16 protein-coding genes and 2 pseudogenes are annotated in these 15,597 nt (G+C 67.9%); 12 read left to right on the top strand and 6 right to left on the bottom strand.

All coding sequences use genetic code 11. The features are described 5' to 3' along the window. Positions 1-70: 70 nt before the first annotated feature. The 4 genes from G6N24_RS14525 to G6N24_RS14510 form a co-directional block, all read right to left on the bottom strand. Entirely contained in the window at positions 71-469 is a 399-nt protein-coding gene (locus G6N24_RS14525; protein ID WP_085162054.1) for a hypothetical protein, read from the bottom strand. Between the two features lie 18 nt (positions 470-487). Beyond that, on the bottom strand, positions 488-1,732 hold the full coding sequence (locus G6N24_RS14520; RefSeq protein ID WP_085162053.1) for a glycosyltransferase family 4 protein: 1,245 nt from the start codon (positions 1,730-1,732) through the stop codon (positions 488-490). A 115-nt stretch (positions 1,733-1,847) separates the two neighbouring features. Then, positions 1,848-3,428 (bottom strand): 1,4-alpha-glucan branching protein domain-containing protein, encoded by a 1,581-nt coding sequence (locus tag G6N24_RS14515; protein ID WP_085162052.1) that lies wholly within the window; start codon positions 3,426-3,428, stop codon positions 1,848-1,850. Then, the gene (locus tag G6N24_RS14510) at positions 3,425-4,234 is read right to left on the bottom strand and encodes a class I SAM-dependent methyltransferase (RefSeq protein ID WP_085162051.1); all 810 of its coding nucleotides are present in this window, start codon (positions 4,232-4,234) and stop codon (positions 3,425-3,427) included. The genes G6N24_RS14515 and G6N24_RS14510 overlap by 4 nt, the downstream gene beginning before the upstream one ends. Positions 4,235-4,562: 328 nt before the next feature. Here G6N24_RS14510 and G6N24_RS14505 point away from each other — a divergent pair, with 328 nt between their 5' ends. From G6N24_RS14505 to G6N24_RS14470, 8 genes and pseudogenes are all read left to right on the top strand, one after another. After that, a complete protein-coding gene (locus G6N24_RS14505; protein WP_085162050.1) occupies positions 4,563-5,363 on the top strand; it encodes an electron transfer flavoprotein subunit beta/FixA family protein in 801 nt (266 codons plus the stop codon). A 77-nt stretch (positions 5,364-5,440) separates the two neighbouring features. Then, positions 5,441-6,397 (top strand): electron transfer flavoprotein subunit alpha/FixB family protein, encoded by a 957-nt coding sequence (locus G6N24_RS14500; RefSeq protein WP_085162049.1) that lies wholly within the window; start codon positions 5,441-5,443, stop codon positions 6,395-6,397. A 149-nt stretch (positions 6,398-6,546) separates the two neighbouring features. Beyond that, on the top strand, positions 6,547-7,404 hold the full coding sequence (locus G6N24_RS14495; protein WP_085162048.1) for a GNAT family N-acetyltransferase: 858 nt from the start codon (positions 6,547-6,549) through the stop codon (positions 7,402-7,404). After that, on the top strand, positions 7,404-8,348 hold the full coding sequence (locus G6N24_RS14490; protein ID WP_085162047.1) for a lysophospholipid acyltransferase family protein: 945 nt from the start codon (positions 7,404-7,406) through the stop codon (positions 8,346-8,348). Before G6N24_RS14495 ends, G6N24_RS14490 begins: the two co-directional genes overlap by 1 nt. Before the next feature lie 33 nt (positions 8,349-8,381). Beyond that, entirely contained in the window at positions 8,382-9,563 is a 1,182-nt protein-coding gene (locus G6N24_RS14485; protein WP_085162069.1) for a cysteine desulfurase family protein, read from the top strand. Further along, complete coding sequence (gene mnmA / locus G6N24_RS14480; protein WP_085162046.1) at positions 9,560-10,663, top strand: tRNA 2-thiouridine(34) synthase MnmA; 1,104 nt, start codon at positions 9,560-9,562, stop codon at positions 10,661-10,663. The genes G6N24_RS14485 and mnmA overlap by 4 nt, the downstream gene beginning before the upstream one ends. A gap of 195 nt (positions 10,664-10,858) precedes the next feature. Continuing rightward, the gene (locus G6N24_RS14475; protein WP_163745522.1) at positions 10,859-11,173 is read left to right on the top strand and encodes a PE family protein; all 315 of its coding nucleotides are present in this window, start codon (positions 10,859-10,861) and stop codon (positions 11,171-11,173) included. Beyond that, a pseudogene (locus G6N24_RS14470) lies at positions 11,170-11,748 on the top strand (PPE family protein); the annotation flags it as partial. The gene G6N24_RS14475 and the pseudogene G6N24_RS14470, both read left to right, overlap by 4 nt. Positions 11,749-11,772: 24 nt before the next feature. On the opposite strand, the gene G6N24_RS14465 reads toward G6N24_RS14470, so the two are convergent. Further along, positions 11,773-12,639 carry an ISAs1 family transposase gene (locus G6N24_RS14465; RefSeq protein WP_197743092.1) on the bottom strand — a complete coding sequence of 289 codons (867 nt, stop codon included), beginning with the start codon at positions 12,637-12,639 and terminating at the stop codon, positions 11,773-11,775. A gap of 437 nt (positions 12,640-13,076) precedes the next feature. Here G6N24_RS14465 and G6N24_RS14460 point away from each other — a divergent pair, with 437 nt between their 5' ends. Genes G6N24_RS14460 through G6N24_RS14445 form a run of 4 tightly spaced genes read left to right on the top strand, consistent with a single transcriptional unit; the run spans position 13,077 to position 15,261 of the window. Beyond that, the gene (locus tag G6N24_RS14460; protein WP_163745521.1) at positions 13,077-13,715 is read left to right on the top strand and encodes a PPW family C-terminal domain-containing PPE protein; all 639 of its coding nucleotides are present in this window, start codon (positions 13,077-13,079) and stop codon (positions 13,713-13,715) included. A gap of 40 nt (positions 13,716-13,755) precedes the next feature. Continuing rightward, on the top strand, positions 13,756-14,049 hold the full coding sequence (gene esxG / locus G6N24_RS14455) for a type VII secretion system protein EsxG (RefSeq protein WP_163745520.1): 294 nt from the start codon (positions 13,756-13,758) through the stop codon (positions 14,047-14,049). 34 nt (positions 14,050-14,083) lie between these two features. After that, the gene (locus G6N24_RS14450) at positions 14,084-14,371 is read left to right on the top strand and encodes a WXG100 family type VII secretion target (RefSeq protein WP_163745519.1); all 288 of its coding nucleotides are present in this window, start codon (positions 14,084-14,086) and stop codon (positions 14,369-14,371) included. Positions 14,372-14,391: 20 nt separating this feature from the next. Further along, positions 14,392-15,261, top strand: a complete 870-nt coding sequence (locus G6N24_RS14445; protein ID WP_085157632.1) for an ESX secretion-associated protein EspG — start codon at positions 14,392-14,394, stop codon at positions 15,259-15,261. Positions 15,262-15,281: 20 nt separating this feature from the next. On the opposite strand, the pseudogene G6N24_RS14440 reads toward G6N24_RS14445, so the two are convergent. Then, positions 15,282-15,595: pseudogene (locus G6N24_RS14440) on the bottom strand (hypothetical protein); the annotation flags it as partial. Positions 15,596-15,597: the final 2 nt, after the last annotated feature.

Here is a 15,597-nt window from a genome sequence, read left to right as displayed (position 1 = left end):
GGCTAAGTCAACCGAAGTCCGGCGTCGGAGCGATCGTTGCCACAGGACAGGTGGCCGGAACGGCTCCTCCCTACGTGACCCTCTTGAGCGCGGCGACCAGGCCTTCGGTGTCTGCCACGGTCACGGTCAGCGCTGAGTGGTCGCGCAGCCCGAGGACGCGGCGTATAGGCGGCTCGAAGTGGACGCACACCCCGGCCTGGGCGTTGGTGCCGAAGGTCAGTCCGTCGTCGACCATCGACAGTCGGGGGCCGACCGCAGTCCACCATCGATAGGGGCCGGTGATATGCGCATCGCGCACACTCGCCAATGGAGCTTCGGCGCGGAATGGCCCGTAGCGGGCGATGAAACGGCCGTCGCCGGTTAGCGTCACGCCTTGGTTGCCCGGCCATCGAAACGGCAGCCACATCAGCGCCAGTCGCGGATCGTAGCGGTAGGGGAAGTGGCGTCCGTTCTCGTCCTGCGGTTTCATCCCAGCTCCGATCGTTGCTCAACGGTCCGGCAGTGCGTGTTCGACGATCGGCAGTCGCGGCTGTGGTTGCCGTTCGCGGCGCTTGGCCGACAGGTACACCTGTGCGGTCTGGCTGGCCACTGTCTGCCAGTCGAAGTCGGAGGTCAGCCGTTCTCTGGCCGCCCGGGCGCGCCGCTGCGCGGCCGCCGGATCGTCGAGCACTGTGCGCACGGCCGCGGCCAGTCCCGCCACATCACGGGGTGCACAGGATACCCCTGTCCGTCCGTTGATCACCGCCTCGCCGAGGCCGCCGATGTTCGACGTCACCAGCGGGGTGCCGGCAGCGGCGGCCTCGAGGGCAACAAGGCCGAACGGCTCGTAGTGGCTGGGCAGCACGGCGGCGTCAGCGCGATGGAGCAGCGCCAGCAGCTCGTCGTGGTCGAGGTGTCCTACGAACCTGGTTGCCTTGAGCACCTTGTGTTTGCGGGCCTGCTCGACAAGCCAGTTCTGCTGGGTGCCCTCGCCGGCGATGGTCAGCGTGGCACCCGGGTGGGTGCGCCTGATCCGCGGCAGCGCGGCGATGGCGTCGTGTACACCCTTCTCGTACTCCAGCCGCCCGACGTAGAGGAGTTCGGGTGGCCCGGTGCGTGGGCGTCGGGCAGCGAACGGCCAGCGCGCCGCGTCGATACCGTTGCGTATCACCGTGATCTCGGCCAGGCCGGGCCCGAAAAGCTCGGTGATCTCGTCGCTCATCGACGCCGAACACGTGATCAGCGAATCGGATTCACGTACCAGCCACGACTCGACGGCGTGCACCTGACGGCTGAGAGCGCCGCTAACCCAGCCGGAATGCCGGCCGGCTTCAGTCGCGTGAATCGTGGAAACCATTGGTACGTCGTAGAATTGGGCCAGCGCAATGGCCGGATGAGCGACCAGCCAGTCGTGTGCGTGTACGACGTCGGGACGCCATGGGCGATCGGTGCCGCGTCTCTTCAGGGGCATGCCGGCGCGGATCATCGCATGGCCCATTGCCAGGGTCCAGGCCATCATGTCGTCGCTGAAGGTGAATTCGTGTGGATCCTGCGCCGCCGCGATCACCCGGACACCCGCGCAGACCTCGTCGGAGGACGGGTGCGTGCTGGCATCGGTGCCCGACGGACGGCGGGACAACACGACGACGTCGTGACCCGCCGCGGCCAGGGCGGTCGACAGGTGATGCACGTGCCGCCCAAGCCCGCCGATCACCACCGGCGGGTATTCCCACGACACCATGAGGATCCTCACGAGCGTCCCTCTTGTCGCCGAGACTGCGCCCACGGCGTGCAATCGTGGCCACGCCATGTCGTGGCCGCAGGATCGACGCCGTCACCGCAGTCTCGCCTGCTGGCCAACCGGGCCGTCACCTGGGCAGCCTTCGGGCGTCCAAGGCGCCGAACAGACCGTCGGCGCGGTTCCACCCGTCGGCCAGCCGCCGCGCCGCCTCGCGCCGACCCGACGCCAGCGCCCCGGCGATCTCCCGGGTGGCGTGGGCATGCAGGTGTGCGCGGTACCGGGCGTAGTCGGCGGCGGAATCCTTACTCACCATGAACGGCCAGTCGCTGGACACGGTGAGCAGCGTCTCGCGCAGGATCTGATCGGCAACATGATCGCGAGGAGTAGGTCCGTCCAACGACGCCGTCTGCGCCAAAGCCTTGTCGACCGTGGTCAACGCGGTGTCGACCACTTCGCTGTTGAGCTGGACCAGATCGGCCACCCTCTCGCCGTCCCACACCTGCCAGTCCTTACCGGAACCCCACGAGCTGGGCGGCAATTCGACCGCATCACCGACAAAGCCATCGGTGATCGCGTCGCTCAGCGTGCCCACCCGCACGCCGGCGGCCGGCAGGGCCCGCAGCACGCGCGCCAACCACGTCGGGCCCTCGTACCACCAGTGGCCGAACAACTCGGTGTCGAAGGCGGCCACCACGTGGGCGGGCCGCCCGATGCGCTCGGACTCGGTGAGCAACCGGCGGCGCACCACCTCGACGAAGTCGGCGACATGCAGGTCGACCGCGCGGTCGGCCCGCTCGGGATCGTAGGGTGCCTTGGCCTCGGACGCCACGTTGCGGCCGGTGACCCGGGCCGGCTTGAGACCGGTGAGGTGGTCATAGGTGTGGAAATCGCGGTAGGCGGCGTGTCCGGGGTAGCCGGATTTCGGCGACCACACCCGGTAGCTGACCTGCAGGTCACGTCCGAACGCGACTACATCGGTGTCGCCGACCGGCCGGCCTAGCGCGGCGTCACCGTGCAGTGACGGGCCGTCGACCATGAAGTGAGAGACGCCGGCAGTCGTGTACTCGGTTTCCAGGCCTGGGGCGTAGGCGCATTCGGGTGCCCAGATCCCGGTCGGGTGGTGCGCCAAGCGAAGCCGTGCGTCGGCCAGCCCTTCGCGCAGCGCGAACTCGCGCAGCCGCGGCGCCAGCAATGGCTGGAATGGGTGGGCCAACGGGCCGCCCAGCAGCTCCACGGTGCCGGCGTCGATCAGGCTGCGCAACAGCGGGCTGGCGCCATGGCGCCACCGGGTTGCGAAGTCCTCAAGTGCTTCGTCCGCCTCGGCGCATTCACGAATCCCGAAGGCCCGCAACGCCTCCGGTGCACACGACGGATAGTCGGCCGACTTCGCGCGGGAAGCAATCCGCACGCTGGCGGCCTCGGCCGCGCGCAGTCGCCAGTTGGCCAGCCAGTGATGCATGCCGTCGAGGCAATACGGGTCGTCGAGCTGGGCGTTGACCACGGGCGTCATCCCGAGGGTGATCGACCGGTGCCGACCCTCGTCGGCCAGGGTGCGCAGCACGCGAAATAGCGGCAGGTAGGCCGCCGACCATGACTGGTAGAGCCATTCCTCACCGACGGGCCAGCGGCCGTGGTGGGCCAGCCACGGCAGGTGGGTGTGCAGAACCAGGCTGAACATGCCCGGAACCCGGCTCGAGGACGTGCTCACGGCCGCACCGCGATCGCGATTAGATCCAGGCTGTCATCTACATCTCGGTCGCCGGCCTCAGCGACGTCGAAATCCGCGGTGGTGACCGCCGCAACGTCGGCCGCAAGCCCGGGGGGCCACGGTGCGTCGGCCACCGCGCGGGCGATCTGCGCGTCGATGATGGAACCGCCGTGGCGGGTATCCATGTCTTGCAGCCGCGGCCCGTGGAACAGACCGCTGATCGACACGTCGGAAAACCCCCCGGCGAGCAGCAGTTCGGTGAGTTCGTCGGCGTTGAGTTCGCGGGTGTGAAACGGGTTGATCGGGGTGTCGCGGCCGGGGGAGAAGGTGATGCGGTTGGGAGTGGACACCATCAGCAGCCCCGAGGGCCGCAGCACCCGGAAGCACTCGCGGACGAACTGGCCCTGGTCCCACAGGTGTTCGATGACCTGGAAGTTGACCACGACGTCCACCGACGCGTCATCTAGGGGCAACTCGGCCAGGTTTGCCTGCAGCACGTGCACCCCGGGGTAGCGGCTGCGGACATGGGCCACCGCGGCCTCGTCATAGTCCACCGCGACGACTCGGCGGGCGACGGCGGCGATCAAATCGGCACCGTAGCCTTCGCCGCAACCGGCTTCCAGCACGTCACGGCCCGCGCAGCGGGGCGCCAGCCGCTCATACACCACCTGGTGGCGGCGAAACCAGTAATTCTCGATGTCCACACCGGGGATGGTGCGCTCGCCCGTCAGCGTCAACGCCGTATCGACCCCCGGCGAGGTGGCGCCGGAGATGTGGTGGGGGACGTCAGGGACGAATGCGCTCATTGCTAAGGCAGGCTAACCCGTGCCGCCCGTTTCGCGAACCGCGCACCGGAGGTACCGCCCGCTTGCGGGGACATCGAGGCGACCGAAGGCCGCCCGGCGACGATGCGGTCCGTGGTAGCCGCCCGTGGCCGCACGCCCCCGCAAGCGGGTGGGGGCACCTCCCGCTTGCGGGGAGAGCGGGCAATCGGGCAAGCACGACCCGCTATGGTGTGAGGGCAGACCGCACGAAGTTACCGATTAGTAACATGCCTGTGCGGTCGTGAAATGCGTGACCGAGGTCCCGCAGTTGACCACTGCGGGACTCCTTTGAGGAGGACGAGCCAGACTCATGACAAACATCGTGGTCCTGATCAAGCAGGTCCCGGACACCTGGTCGGAGCGCAAGCTGACCGACGGCGATTTCACGTTGGACCGCGAAGCCGCCGACGCGGTGCTGGACGAGATCAACGAGCGCGCGGTGGAAGAAGCGCTGCAGATCCGGGAGAAAGAGGCCGCCGATGGCATCGAGGGGTCGGTCACCGTGCTGACCGCGGGCCCAGAGCGCGCCACCGAGGCGATCCGCAAGGCCCTGTCGATGGGCGCCGACAAGGCCGTTCATCTCAAGGACGACGGCATGCACGGCTCCGACGTGATCCAGACCGGGTGGGCGCTGGCGCGCGCGCTGGGCACCATTGAGGGCACCGAGTTGGTGATCGCCGGCAACGAATCCACCGACGGCGTGGGCGGCGCGGTGCCTGCCATCATCGCCGAGTACCTGGGCTTGCCGCAGCTCACCCACCTGCGCAAGGTGTCGGTAGCGAACGGCAAAATCACCGGCGAGCGCGAGACCGACGAGGGCGTATTCACCCTCGAGGCCTCACTGCCCGCGGTGGTCAGCGTGAACGAGAAGATCAACGAACCGCGCTTCCCGTCCTTCAAAGGCATCATGGCCGCCAAGAAGAAGGAGGTCACGGTGCTGACCCTGGCCGACATCGGCGTCGAGAGCGACGAGGTCGGGCTGGCCAACGCTGGGTCGACCGTCCTGGCTTCGACACCGAAGCCGCCGAAGACCGCCGGTGAGAAGATCACCGATGAGGGTGAAGGCGGCAACCAGATCGCGCAGTACCTGATAGCCCAGAAAATCATCTAGCCGGGCGACGGCGAGCGCCGGAACGGCGCGAGCACCGAGCCCGGCAATCCAACTAGAGACGAGGCTGACAAAACCCCATGGCTGAAGTATTGGTGCTCGTCGAGCACGCCGAAGGCGCGCTGAAGAAGGTCAGCGCCGAATTGATCACCGCCGCCCGCGCGCTGGGCGAGCCGGCCGCCGTCGTGGTCGGCGCGCCGGGCACGGCCGCCCCGCTGATTGACGGGCTGAAGGCGGCCGGTGCCGCCAAGATCTACGTTGCCGAGTCCGACGCCGTAGACAATTACCTGATCACCCCGGTGGTGGACGTGCTGGCCGGGCTGGCGGAATCGAACGCTCCCGCGGCGGTGTTGCTGGCGGCCACCGCCGACGGCAAGGAGATCGCCGGGCGGCTCGCGGCCCGGATCGGATCCGGTCTGCTGGTCGACGCCGTCGAGGTCAAAGAGGGCGCCAAGGCCGTCCACTCCATTTTCGGTGGCGCCTTCACCGTCGAGGCGCAGGCCAATGGCGACACCCCGGTGATCACGGTGCGGGCCGGGGCCATCGAGGCACAGCCAGCCGACGGCGCGGGTGAACAGGTCAGCGTGGAGGTGCCGGCTCCGGCCGAGAACGCCACCAGGATCACCTCGCGCGAGCCGGTGGTGGCCGGTGACCGGCCGGAGCTGACCGAGGCCACCGTTGTGGTGTCCGGTGGTCGTGGCGTCGGCAGTGCGGAGAACTTCAGCGTGGTCGAGGCGCTGGCCGACTCGTTGGGTGCGGCGGTAGGGGCGTCGCGCGCGGCGGTCGATTCCGGCTATTACCCGGGCCAGTTCCAGGTGGGCCAGACGGGAAAGACCGTGTCGCCGCAGCTCTACATTGCGCTCGGCATCTCCGGGGCGATTCAGCACCGCGCGGGCATGCAGACCTCCAAGACCATCGTCGCGGTCAACAAGGACGAGGAGGCACCCATCTTCGAGATCGCCGATTACGGCGTGGTCGGTGACCTGTTCAAGGTCGCTCCGCAGCTGACGGAGGCGATCAAGGCCCGCAAGGGCTGAGTTTCTGCGGCCGAGCAGTCGCAAAAGCACCCAATCCCGTGCCGGGATGGGTGCTTTTGCGACTGCTCGCCCAGTTTCGTCATCAGACGTGCACCGACATGTCATAGCGCCGATGCCGATTAGCTGACCGGCTGAGCCACGTTGTTGGCATGAGCATTGCTTCTGTCCTCATACCCAGCGAGAAAGAGCGTGGCGCGCTGGCTTCGTGTTCCGCGTCGGCTCCCGGGCCGCGCTATTCCCTGTTGCTGTCCACCGACGCTTCTCTCATTGAGGCGGCGCAGCGGCTCCGCTATGACGTGTTCAGCAGCACGCCGGGCTTCGCGCTACCGGCGGCGGGCGACGGCCGTGACGTCGATCGTTTCGACGAGTACTGCGACCACCTGCTGGTCCGCGACGACGGCACCGGGGAGCTGGTGGGCTGCTACCGGATGTTGCCGCCGGCGGGTGCGATCGCCGCCGGGGGGCTCTATACCGCCACTGAGTTCGACGTCCGCGCGTTCGATTCGTTGCGGCCATCGTTGGTGGAGATGGGCCGCGCGGTTGTGCGCGAAGGCCACCGCAACGGTGGCGTAGTGCTGCTGATGTGGGCGGGCATCCTGGCCTACCTGGACCGCTACGACTACGACTACGTGACCGGCTGCGTGTCGGTGCCGATCGATACCGACGGTGAAGCACCCGGTAGCCAGATCCGCGGCGTGCGCGACTTCGCGCTGAGCCGTCACGCGTCGCACTACCGGGTGCGCCCCTACCGGCCGGTGCGGATCGACGGCAAGGGCTTGGACGACTTGGCCCCGCCGCCACGGCCGACGATCCCACCACTCATGCGCGGATACTTGCGCCTCGGTGCCCGGGTCTGCGGTGAGCCGGCGCACGACCCAGACTTCGGTGTTGGCGATTTCTGCGCGCTGCTGGCCAAACAGCATGCCGATACCCGCTATCTGCGAAGACTGCGGTCGGTGTCGGCGGCCTCCGAGATGGCTGGCGCGATGGCGGGCGGAGCGGCCTGATGACCGGGACGGCCGCGCACGCCTGGCTCCCGCGGGCATCGTGTGACGTCAGCTGTGTGGGCGTCGGCGACACGGCTGCGGCGCGGCCGGTGCGGGTGGCGCTGCGAGTGACGCTTCGCGTCATGTTGGCGCTGTTGCTGGCTCCGGGGCTGCCGCTGCTGGCGGTGCCACTGCCGGGCCGGACGCGCGCGCAACGCGGCTATTGCCGGTTGGTGCTGCGCTGTTTCGGCGTTCGAATCACCGTGTCGGGCAATCCGATTCGCAACCTGCGCGGAGTCCTGGTTGTCAGCCCCCACATGTCCTGGCTCGACGTCTTCGCTATCGGTGCGGTGTTGCCGGGCTCGTTCGTCGCCCGCGCGGATATGTTCACCGGACGCGCGACCGGGATTGCGGCCCGCATCCTGAGGGTCATCCCGATCGAGCGATCCAGCCTGCGGCGCCTGCCCGGCGTGGTGGACGCAGTCGCCCGTCGGCTGCGCGCCGGGCACACGGTGGTGGCGTTTCCGGAGGGCACCACCTGGTGCGGCTGGCACGGCGACGATGCGGGCCGCGACGCGGCCCGAGATGGGGGCACTCCCCCGCACGCGGGAGGTACCCCCACCCGCTTGCGGGGGAGAGCCGGGCAATCGCACAAGGGGTGCGGGTCCTTCTACCCGGCGATGTTTCAGGCCGCGATCGATGCCGGCCGTCCGGTGCAGCCACTGCGGTTGACGTACCACCACGTCGACGGCAGCGTCTCCACGGCGCCGGCTTTCGTCGGCGAGGACACCTTGTTGCGATCGGTCTGCCGGCTGCTCCGCGTGCGCCGCACTGTGGCCCGGGTGCGCGTCGAATCGCTGCAGCTGCCGGGCACCGACCGGCGGGCCCTGGCCAGTCGCTGCCAGTCCGCGGTGGAGGTGGGCCCCTCGCGGCACCCAGGTCGCGGGCACGCGCTGGTCGCCTGACCCCTCGGGCCTGCAGGTATCGTGGGCCGAGTCATGGTCTACCTGGATCACGCCGCCACCACTCCGATGCACCCCGCCGCCATCGAGGCGATGACGGCCGTCCTCGGCACCGTCGGCAACGCTTCGTCGCTGCACACCACCGGACGTCAGGCGCGTCGGCGGATCGAGGAATCCCGTGAGCTGATCGCGGACAAGCTGCACGCGCGCCCGTCGGAGGTGATCTTCACCGCGGGTGGCACCGAGAGCGACAACCTGGCCGTCAAGGGGATCTACTGGGCCCGCCGCGATGCGCAGCCGAGTCGCCGGCGCATCGTCACCAGCGAGGTGGAACACCATGCCGTGCTGGACTCGGTGAACTGGCTCGTCGAACACGAGGGCGCCCAGGTGACGTGGCTGCCCACCGCGGCCGACGGCTCGGTGTCGGCAGCCGCGCTGCGCGAGGTGCTGGAGAGCCACGACGACGTAGCGCTGGTGTCGGTGATGTGGGCCAACAACGAGGTCGGCACCATCATGCCCACCGCCGAACTCGCGACCGTCGCCGCCGAGTTCGGCGTGCCCATGCACAGTGATGCCATTCAGGCGGTGGGACAGCTGCCGGTCGATTTCGGCGCCAGCAAGCTGTCGGCGTTGAGCGTCGCCGCGCACAAGTTCGGCGGTCCGCCGGCCGTAGGCGCCTTGCTGCTGCGCCGCGACGTCAGCTGTGTGCCGCTGTCGCACGGCGGTGGGCAAGAGCGCGACATTCGTTCGGGCACACCCGATGTCGCTGGTGCCGTCGGAATGGCAACGGCGGCACAGATCGCGGTCGACGGGCTGGAGGCCAACGGCGCGCGGCTGCGGGCGCTGCGGGACCGCCTGGTCGAAGGTGTGCTCGCAGAGGTTGACGACGTTCGACTCAACGGTGCCCGCGATCCGCTGCGGCTCCCGGGCAACGCGCACTTCACCTTCCGCGGCTGCGAAGGTGACGCGCTGTTGATGCTGTTGGACGCCAACGGAATCGAGTGCTCGACCGGCTCGGCCTGCACCGCCGGCGTCGCGCGGCCGTCGCATGTGCTGATCGCGATGGGCGCCGATCCGGCCAGCGCCCGAGGATCGCTGCGTCTTTCGTTGGGACACAACAGTGTTGACGCCGATGTTGATGCGGCGCTGGAGGTGTTGCCCGGTGCGGTCGCCCGAGCGCGCCGGGCCGCCCTGGCCGCCACGGGGGCGTCGGGGTGAAGGTTCTCGCCGCGATGAGCGGTGGCGTGGACTCGTCGGTCGCGGCGGCCCGCATGGTCGATGCCGGGCACGACGTGGTCGGCGTGCACCTGGCGCTGTCGACGGCGCCCGGCACGCTGCGCACCGGGTCGCGGGGCTGCTGCTCCAAGGAGGACGCCTCGGACGCCCGCCGTGTCGCAGATGTACTCGGAATCCCGTTCTACGTATGGGATTTCGCCGAGAAGTTCAAAGAAGACGTGATCGACGACTTCGTGTCGTCCTATGCCCGCGGGGAAACCCCCAACCCCTGCGTGCGGTGCAATCAGCGGATCAAGTTCTCCGCCCTGTCCGCGAGGGCCATCGCGCTGGGTTTCGACACCGTGGCCACCGGCCACTATGCCCGCCTGTCCGATGGGCGGCTGCGCCGCGCCGTCGACCGGGACAAGGACCAGTCCTACGTGCTGGCCGTGCTGACCGCCGAACAGCTGCGCCACACCGTGTTTCCGATCGGGGACACTCCTAAGCCACAGATCCGTGCGGAGGCCGCCCGCCGCGGCCTCGCGGTCGCCGACAAGCCGGACAGCCACGACATCTGCTTCATTCCGTCCGGGAACACGCAAGCCTTTTTGGGTGAGCGCATCGGGGTTCGCCGCGGCACCGTGGTCGATGCGGACGGTGCCGTGCTCGCCGAACATGATGGGGTGCACCGTTTCACGATCGGTCAGCGCAAAGGTCTGGGCATAGCCGGGCCCGGGCGGGATGGTCGCCCGCGCTACGTGACGGCGATCGACCCCGGCACACAGACCATTCACGTGGGCGACGTGACCGACCTCGACGTGCACGCGCTGACCGGACGGGCGCCCGTGTTCACCGCGGGTTGCGCGCCGCCGGGTCGGATCGAGTGCGCGGTTCAGGTGCGCGCGCATGGCGAAACCGCCAGTGCGGTAGCCGAATTGGTCGGTGACGAGCTTTGCGTGCGGTTGGTCACGCCGCTGCGTGGTGTGGCATGCGGGCAGACGCTGGTGCTGTACCGGCCCGATCCCGATGGTGACGAGGTGCTCGGCAGCGCGATCATCACCGGCACCTCGCGGTCGTCGTCCGGCGCCAAACCCCGGGCCTGACGCGGCGCCAAATCCGAATGTCGCTATGTCTCTGGCGCATTCGTTCCGCGGTTAGGTAGCCCGCGCCGTGTGTCAGAAACCTACGGCACCGTCGCCTTTACCTACGTAACCGTAGCCTACGGCAACAGTTGACAAGCAATATAATCCGTGAGATTCATTGTCGGGTGCAGGTGCGTCTCGGAAGGAGTGTCGGTAGTGACGTTGCGGGTGGTTCCTGAGGGTTTGGCGGCGGCCAGTGCGGCGGTGGAAGCGCTGACCGCGCGGCTGGCGGCCGCGCACGCCGGTGCGGCGCCGGCGATTACGGCGGTGGTGCCGCCGGCGGCCGATCCGGTGTCGCTGCAGACCGCGGCCGGGTTTAGCGCCCTGGGCAACGAGCACGCCGCGGTGGCCGCCGAAGGGGTCGAAGAGCTGGGCCGTTCCGGGATCGGTGTGGGTGAGTCCGCTATCAGTTATGCCGTCGGTGACGCCGCCGCGGCGGCGTCGTATGCGGGTGCGGGTGGTTCGCTGTGACGGCGCCGGTCTGGATGGCCGCGCCGCCGGAGGTGCATTCGGCGCTGCTCAGCGCCGGCCCGGGTCCGGCTTCGCTGCAGGCGGCCGCGGCGGGCTGGGCATCGCTGAGCACCGAATACGCCGCTGCGGCAGAAGAACTCACCGCAATCGTGGCCGCGGTGCAGGCCGGTGCCTGGCTGGGCCCCAGCGCCGAGGCGTACGTGGCCGCCAACGTGCCGTACGTGGCGTGGTTGATGCAGGCCAGCGCCGATGCCGCGGCGACGGCCGCCGAGCATCAGACGGTGGCGGCCGCCTATGTCGGCGCGTTGGCGGCGATGCCGACGCTGGCCGAGCTGGCCGCCAACCACGTCACCCACGCGGTGTTGGTGGCGACGAACTTCTTCGGCATCAACACCATCCCCATCGCGCTCAACGAGGCCGACTACGTGCGGATGTGGATCCAGGCCGCCACCACGATGAGCGTCTATGACGCCGTTGCGGGTGCGGCGGTGACCTCAACACCGCACACCAGCCCCGCACCGGTCATCGTCAAACCCGGCGCCAACGAAATCAGCAACGCCGTGGCCGCCGCCACCCCAGGGTGCCGGAAAAGTCGCGTCTCATGAGGTCAGGACCAGTTTGAGGGCATGGTCTGGGTGTGTGGCGTGGTGGCGTAGGCCGGCGGCGATGTTGTCCCAGCCGGTGATTCGCAGGATGCCGATGGCGAGGTTGCGGCAGGTGGCCATCACCCGTGGTGCTTGGCCGGTGCGTACCTGCGAGGAGTCCTCGGCGAAGGTGACGTCTCGGACCCAGTGGAGGCGATTTTCTATGCTCCAGTGCCCTTGGACCCAGGTGGCGAGCCGCTGGGGCGGTGCGGCCGTGTGGTTTGCTGAGGTGATCAGGTACACGACCTCGACGGTTTTGCTTCCGTCAACGGTGACGGTGCGGCGCAGCTGGGCGACTTGGGTTGCACCGGGAAAGTCGATCCAGTCGGGAACGTCGGCGACCTTGATCGAACGGGTGATGTGTCGGCCACGCTCAGCGGCCCGGGTCGTGTGGGCGGGCATGTCCTTCCAGGGCAGTGTCTTGAGCTTGTGGTGCAGGGTCGGCATATTCGCCTTCACTGTGAACACGTAGTCGCCGCCTGCGCCGGTGATGAGTGTGGCGGTATCGGTTTGGGTGTGCATCGCATCGAGGGTCACCACTGCATCGTCGAGATCGAGATGCCTCAACAGTGTTCGCGCAGCGGGTATTTCGTTGCTCTTTGCGTCGACGGCCACCTGTCCTAGCACGACTCCGGCACCGTGGTCGAATGCGGCGATCAGGTGTGGGGCCTTGCCACCAGCGCGGGTGCGCGCGCCTCGGATCGTCTTGCCGTCGATGGCGATCACGCGACGCTGCTCGACGGTGAAGGTTCGCGTCCACATCCACACGCCCAATGCTTGGTCGAGGGCGTCGGCATCGAGGCGGGCGAACAATTTGCGCAACGTCGATTCGTCCGGGCGCTGCCGCTGGTGACTCCGAACGAAGCCAGTGTGCCACTTGCCGCCTCTGCGGCCCATTGGCCGATCGCCGCGAACGACCGGCACCCGGCCAAGGTAGCTGTGACCGCCAGTGCGAGCACCCGGCCAACGAGTAGCGCACCCGCGCCGGTCGCGTGGGTCGGGCACTGTCTGCAGGGCTTGCAACAGGCGTTCGTGGCGCGTCGGGTTCGCATCGGCAGGCGGCGTCGGAGAAGATGGCACGTGGGTGTGACCTCGGGTTCGGATGGTTGGCTTCGCAACCTGCATCCAAGCCCGTTGGCCACACCCGCCACATCCGACACGCCGGTCACACACTGATAACGGCCGAGGTCACAGCTCTACGCATCAACCTTTCCGGCGCCCTGGCCGCCACCCTCACACCATTCCCGTGGCAAGCCATAATGCAGGTCTTAACCGAGGCCGCTAAAGAACTGGCAGAGATCGGCGAAATTTTCGAAAAGACCGCCGAAGCCTTCATTGAGCTACTGTTCCTATTGGTCGTGAATCTCTTGAATTTCCAGTTCATACTGGCCTTTGATGATCTGGTATCCCTCGCTCTGCTTGGGATACCATTCACCATCGGACTCATTTTACTTCCGTTAGTAATCTTCGGTAACGCATTAGCCATTACAACGATTGTTGTTGCGTGGATTATTTCGAATTTGATTGGCGCTGTTCCGCTTTTGGCGGCTCCCTTGTTGGGGGTGTTGGCCGCTGGTGTTGCTCCGGCTGTCGCGGGTGTGGCCGGTGTGGCGGGATTGGCCGCTATGCCGGCGGCGGGGGTGGTTGCCGCGCCGGCCGCTGTGGCTGTCGGGGCGGTGGAGCCGTTGGCGGGTGGTGCTTCTGGCGCGCGGTTGGTGTCGGTGGTGGCTTCTGATCGGGGTGCTGGGGTGTTGGGGTTTGCCGGGACGGCCGGTAAGGAGGCGGTTGCGGCGCCGTGTGGTTTGACGGTGTTGGCCGGCGATGGGCTTGGTGGTGGTGTGCGGGTGCCGATGCTGCCGGCGAGCTGGGAGCCGAATGTGGTTGGCGCCGTGTGTTAACGGCGTTGTCAAGGGAAACCCGAAAAAGAGAGGGATCGTGATGAGTTTGTTGGATGCCCATATTCCGCAGTTGGTGGCCTCGCAGTCGGCGTTTGCCGCCAAGGCGGGGTTGATGCGCCACACGATCGGTCAGGCCGAGCAGTCGGCGATGTCGGCGCAGGCGTTTCACCAGGGGGAGTCCGCGGCGGCGTTTCAGGCCGCCCATGCCCGGTTTGTCGCCGCGGCCGCCAAGGTCAACGCCTTGCTGGATCTCGCGCAGGCCAACCTGGGGGATGCCGCGGGCACCTATGTGGCCGCCGATGCCGCCGCTGCGTCCAGCTACACCGGGTTCTAAAGCCGCCCGTTACTGATTATCGAAAGGGTTTGTGATGTCGCAGATTATGTACAACTACCCGGCGATGATGGCCCATGCCGGGGACATGTCGGGGTATGCGGGCACGCTGCAGAGCCTGGGCGCCGATATCGCCAGCGAGCAGGCCGCGCTGTCGAATGCCTGGCAGGGTGATACCGGGATCACCTATCAGGGTTGGCAGGCGCAGTGGAACCAGGCCCTAGAGGACCTGGTGCGGGCCTATCAGTCGATGGCCTCCACGCATGAGGCCAACACCATGGCCATGTTGGCCCGCGACGGCGCCGAAGCCGCCAAATGGGGCTAGCCCGTTCGTCGGTTAGCTAGATGCAAACAGCACCCAACGCCGTCGAGCTGACGGTCGATCACGCCTGGTTCATCGCCGAAACCATTGAAGCGGGCAGCTTTCCGTGGGTGCTGGCAATCACCACGCCGTATCGCGATGCCGCAGAACGCGATGGGTGGGCGAGTCGTCAGGCCACGGAGTTGGCCCGGATGGGCGTGCTGTCCGCGGGCGGCGTCGTCAACCGGGCAGTGGCCGACTGGGTCAAGGTGCTGTGCTTCCCGGACCGGTGGCTCGACCTGCGCTATGTGGGTCCAGCACCGGCCACCGGCGCCGAGGAACTACTGCGCGGCGTCGTCGCGCGGCGTGGCGATGTCAGCGACAAGACCGTCGTCGCGCTGCGCAACGCGCAGCTGATCACGTTGACAGCTTTGGATATTCACGAACCCCGGGCGCTGGTTCCGGTCCTGGGCGCCGGGCTGGCGAACCGGCCCCCGGCGCGGTTCGATGAGTTCAGCCTGCCGGCGCGGGTCGGGACTCGGGCCGACGAGCGCCTGCGGGCCGGGGCGTCACTAGCGGAAGTCGTTGACTACCTGGGTATCCCGGAATCGGCGCGCGCGGTGGTGGAGTCGGTGTTCAACGGCCCGCGCAATTACGTCGAGGTCGTGGCGGGCGCCCGCGACCAAGACGGCCAGTCCGCCACCACTGAAGTGGGCCTGAGCATCGTCGACACCACCGGGGGCCGCATTCTGGTCAGTCCGTCCCGCGCATACGACGGCGAGTGGGTATCGACGTTTAGCCCCGGGACGCCGTATGCGATAGCCGTCGCGATCGACCAACTCACCGCCGGTTTGCCCGACGGCCAATGGTTCCCGGACGTACGGCTGTCCCGGGATTTCGCCGTCCAATCTTGACGACGGCCCCGACGGCGCGAACCTGGCACGTTCGCCGCGATGTTCGTTAGCGCGATGTCAGACACGATTCCGGAAAGCCGCAAAAGGTGACTTCCAGCAACGCCACCGACAGGACCCGATACCTGCCGTCCATCGAGGCAATGATCGTCAGGTGCTCGCCCGCGCCGGTGATCGCGCGCATCCGCGATTGGCCCAGCAGGATCGTGGCGACGTCGAGCACACCCCGCTGCCCGGCGCCGAACGCCGGCAGTGCGGTGCCACCCACCACCCGCGTGCACGCCGCTGTCGGCAACGTTGCGCAGCACAACAGCGGCGGCCGCATCAGTCTCGCCATTT

The sequence above is a fragment of the Mycobacterium lacus genome, from assembly GCF_010731535.1.
Classification (GTDB): Bacteria; Actinomycetota; Actinomycetes; order Mycobacteriales; family Mycobacteriaceae; genus Mycobacterium; species Mycobacterium lacus.
This window is presented reverse-complemented; position numbering and strand designations above follow the sequence as displayed.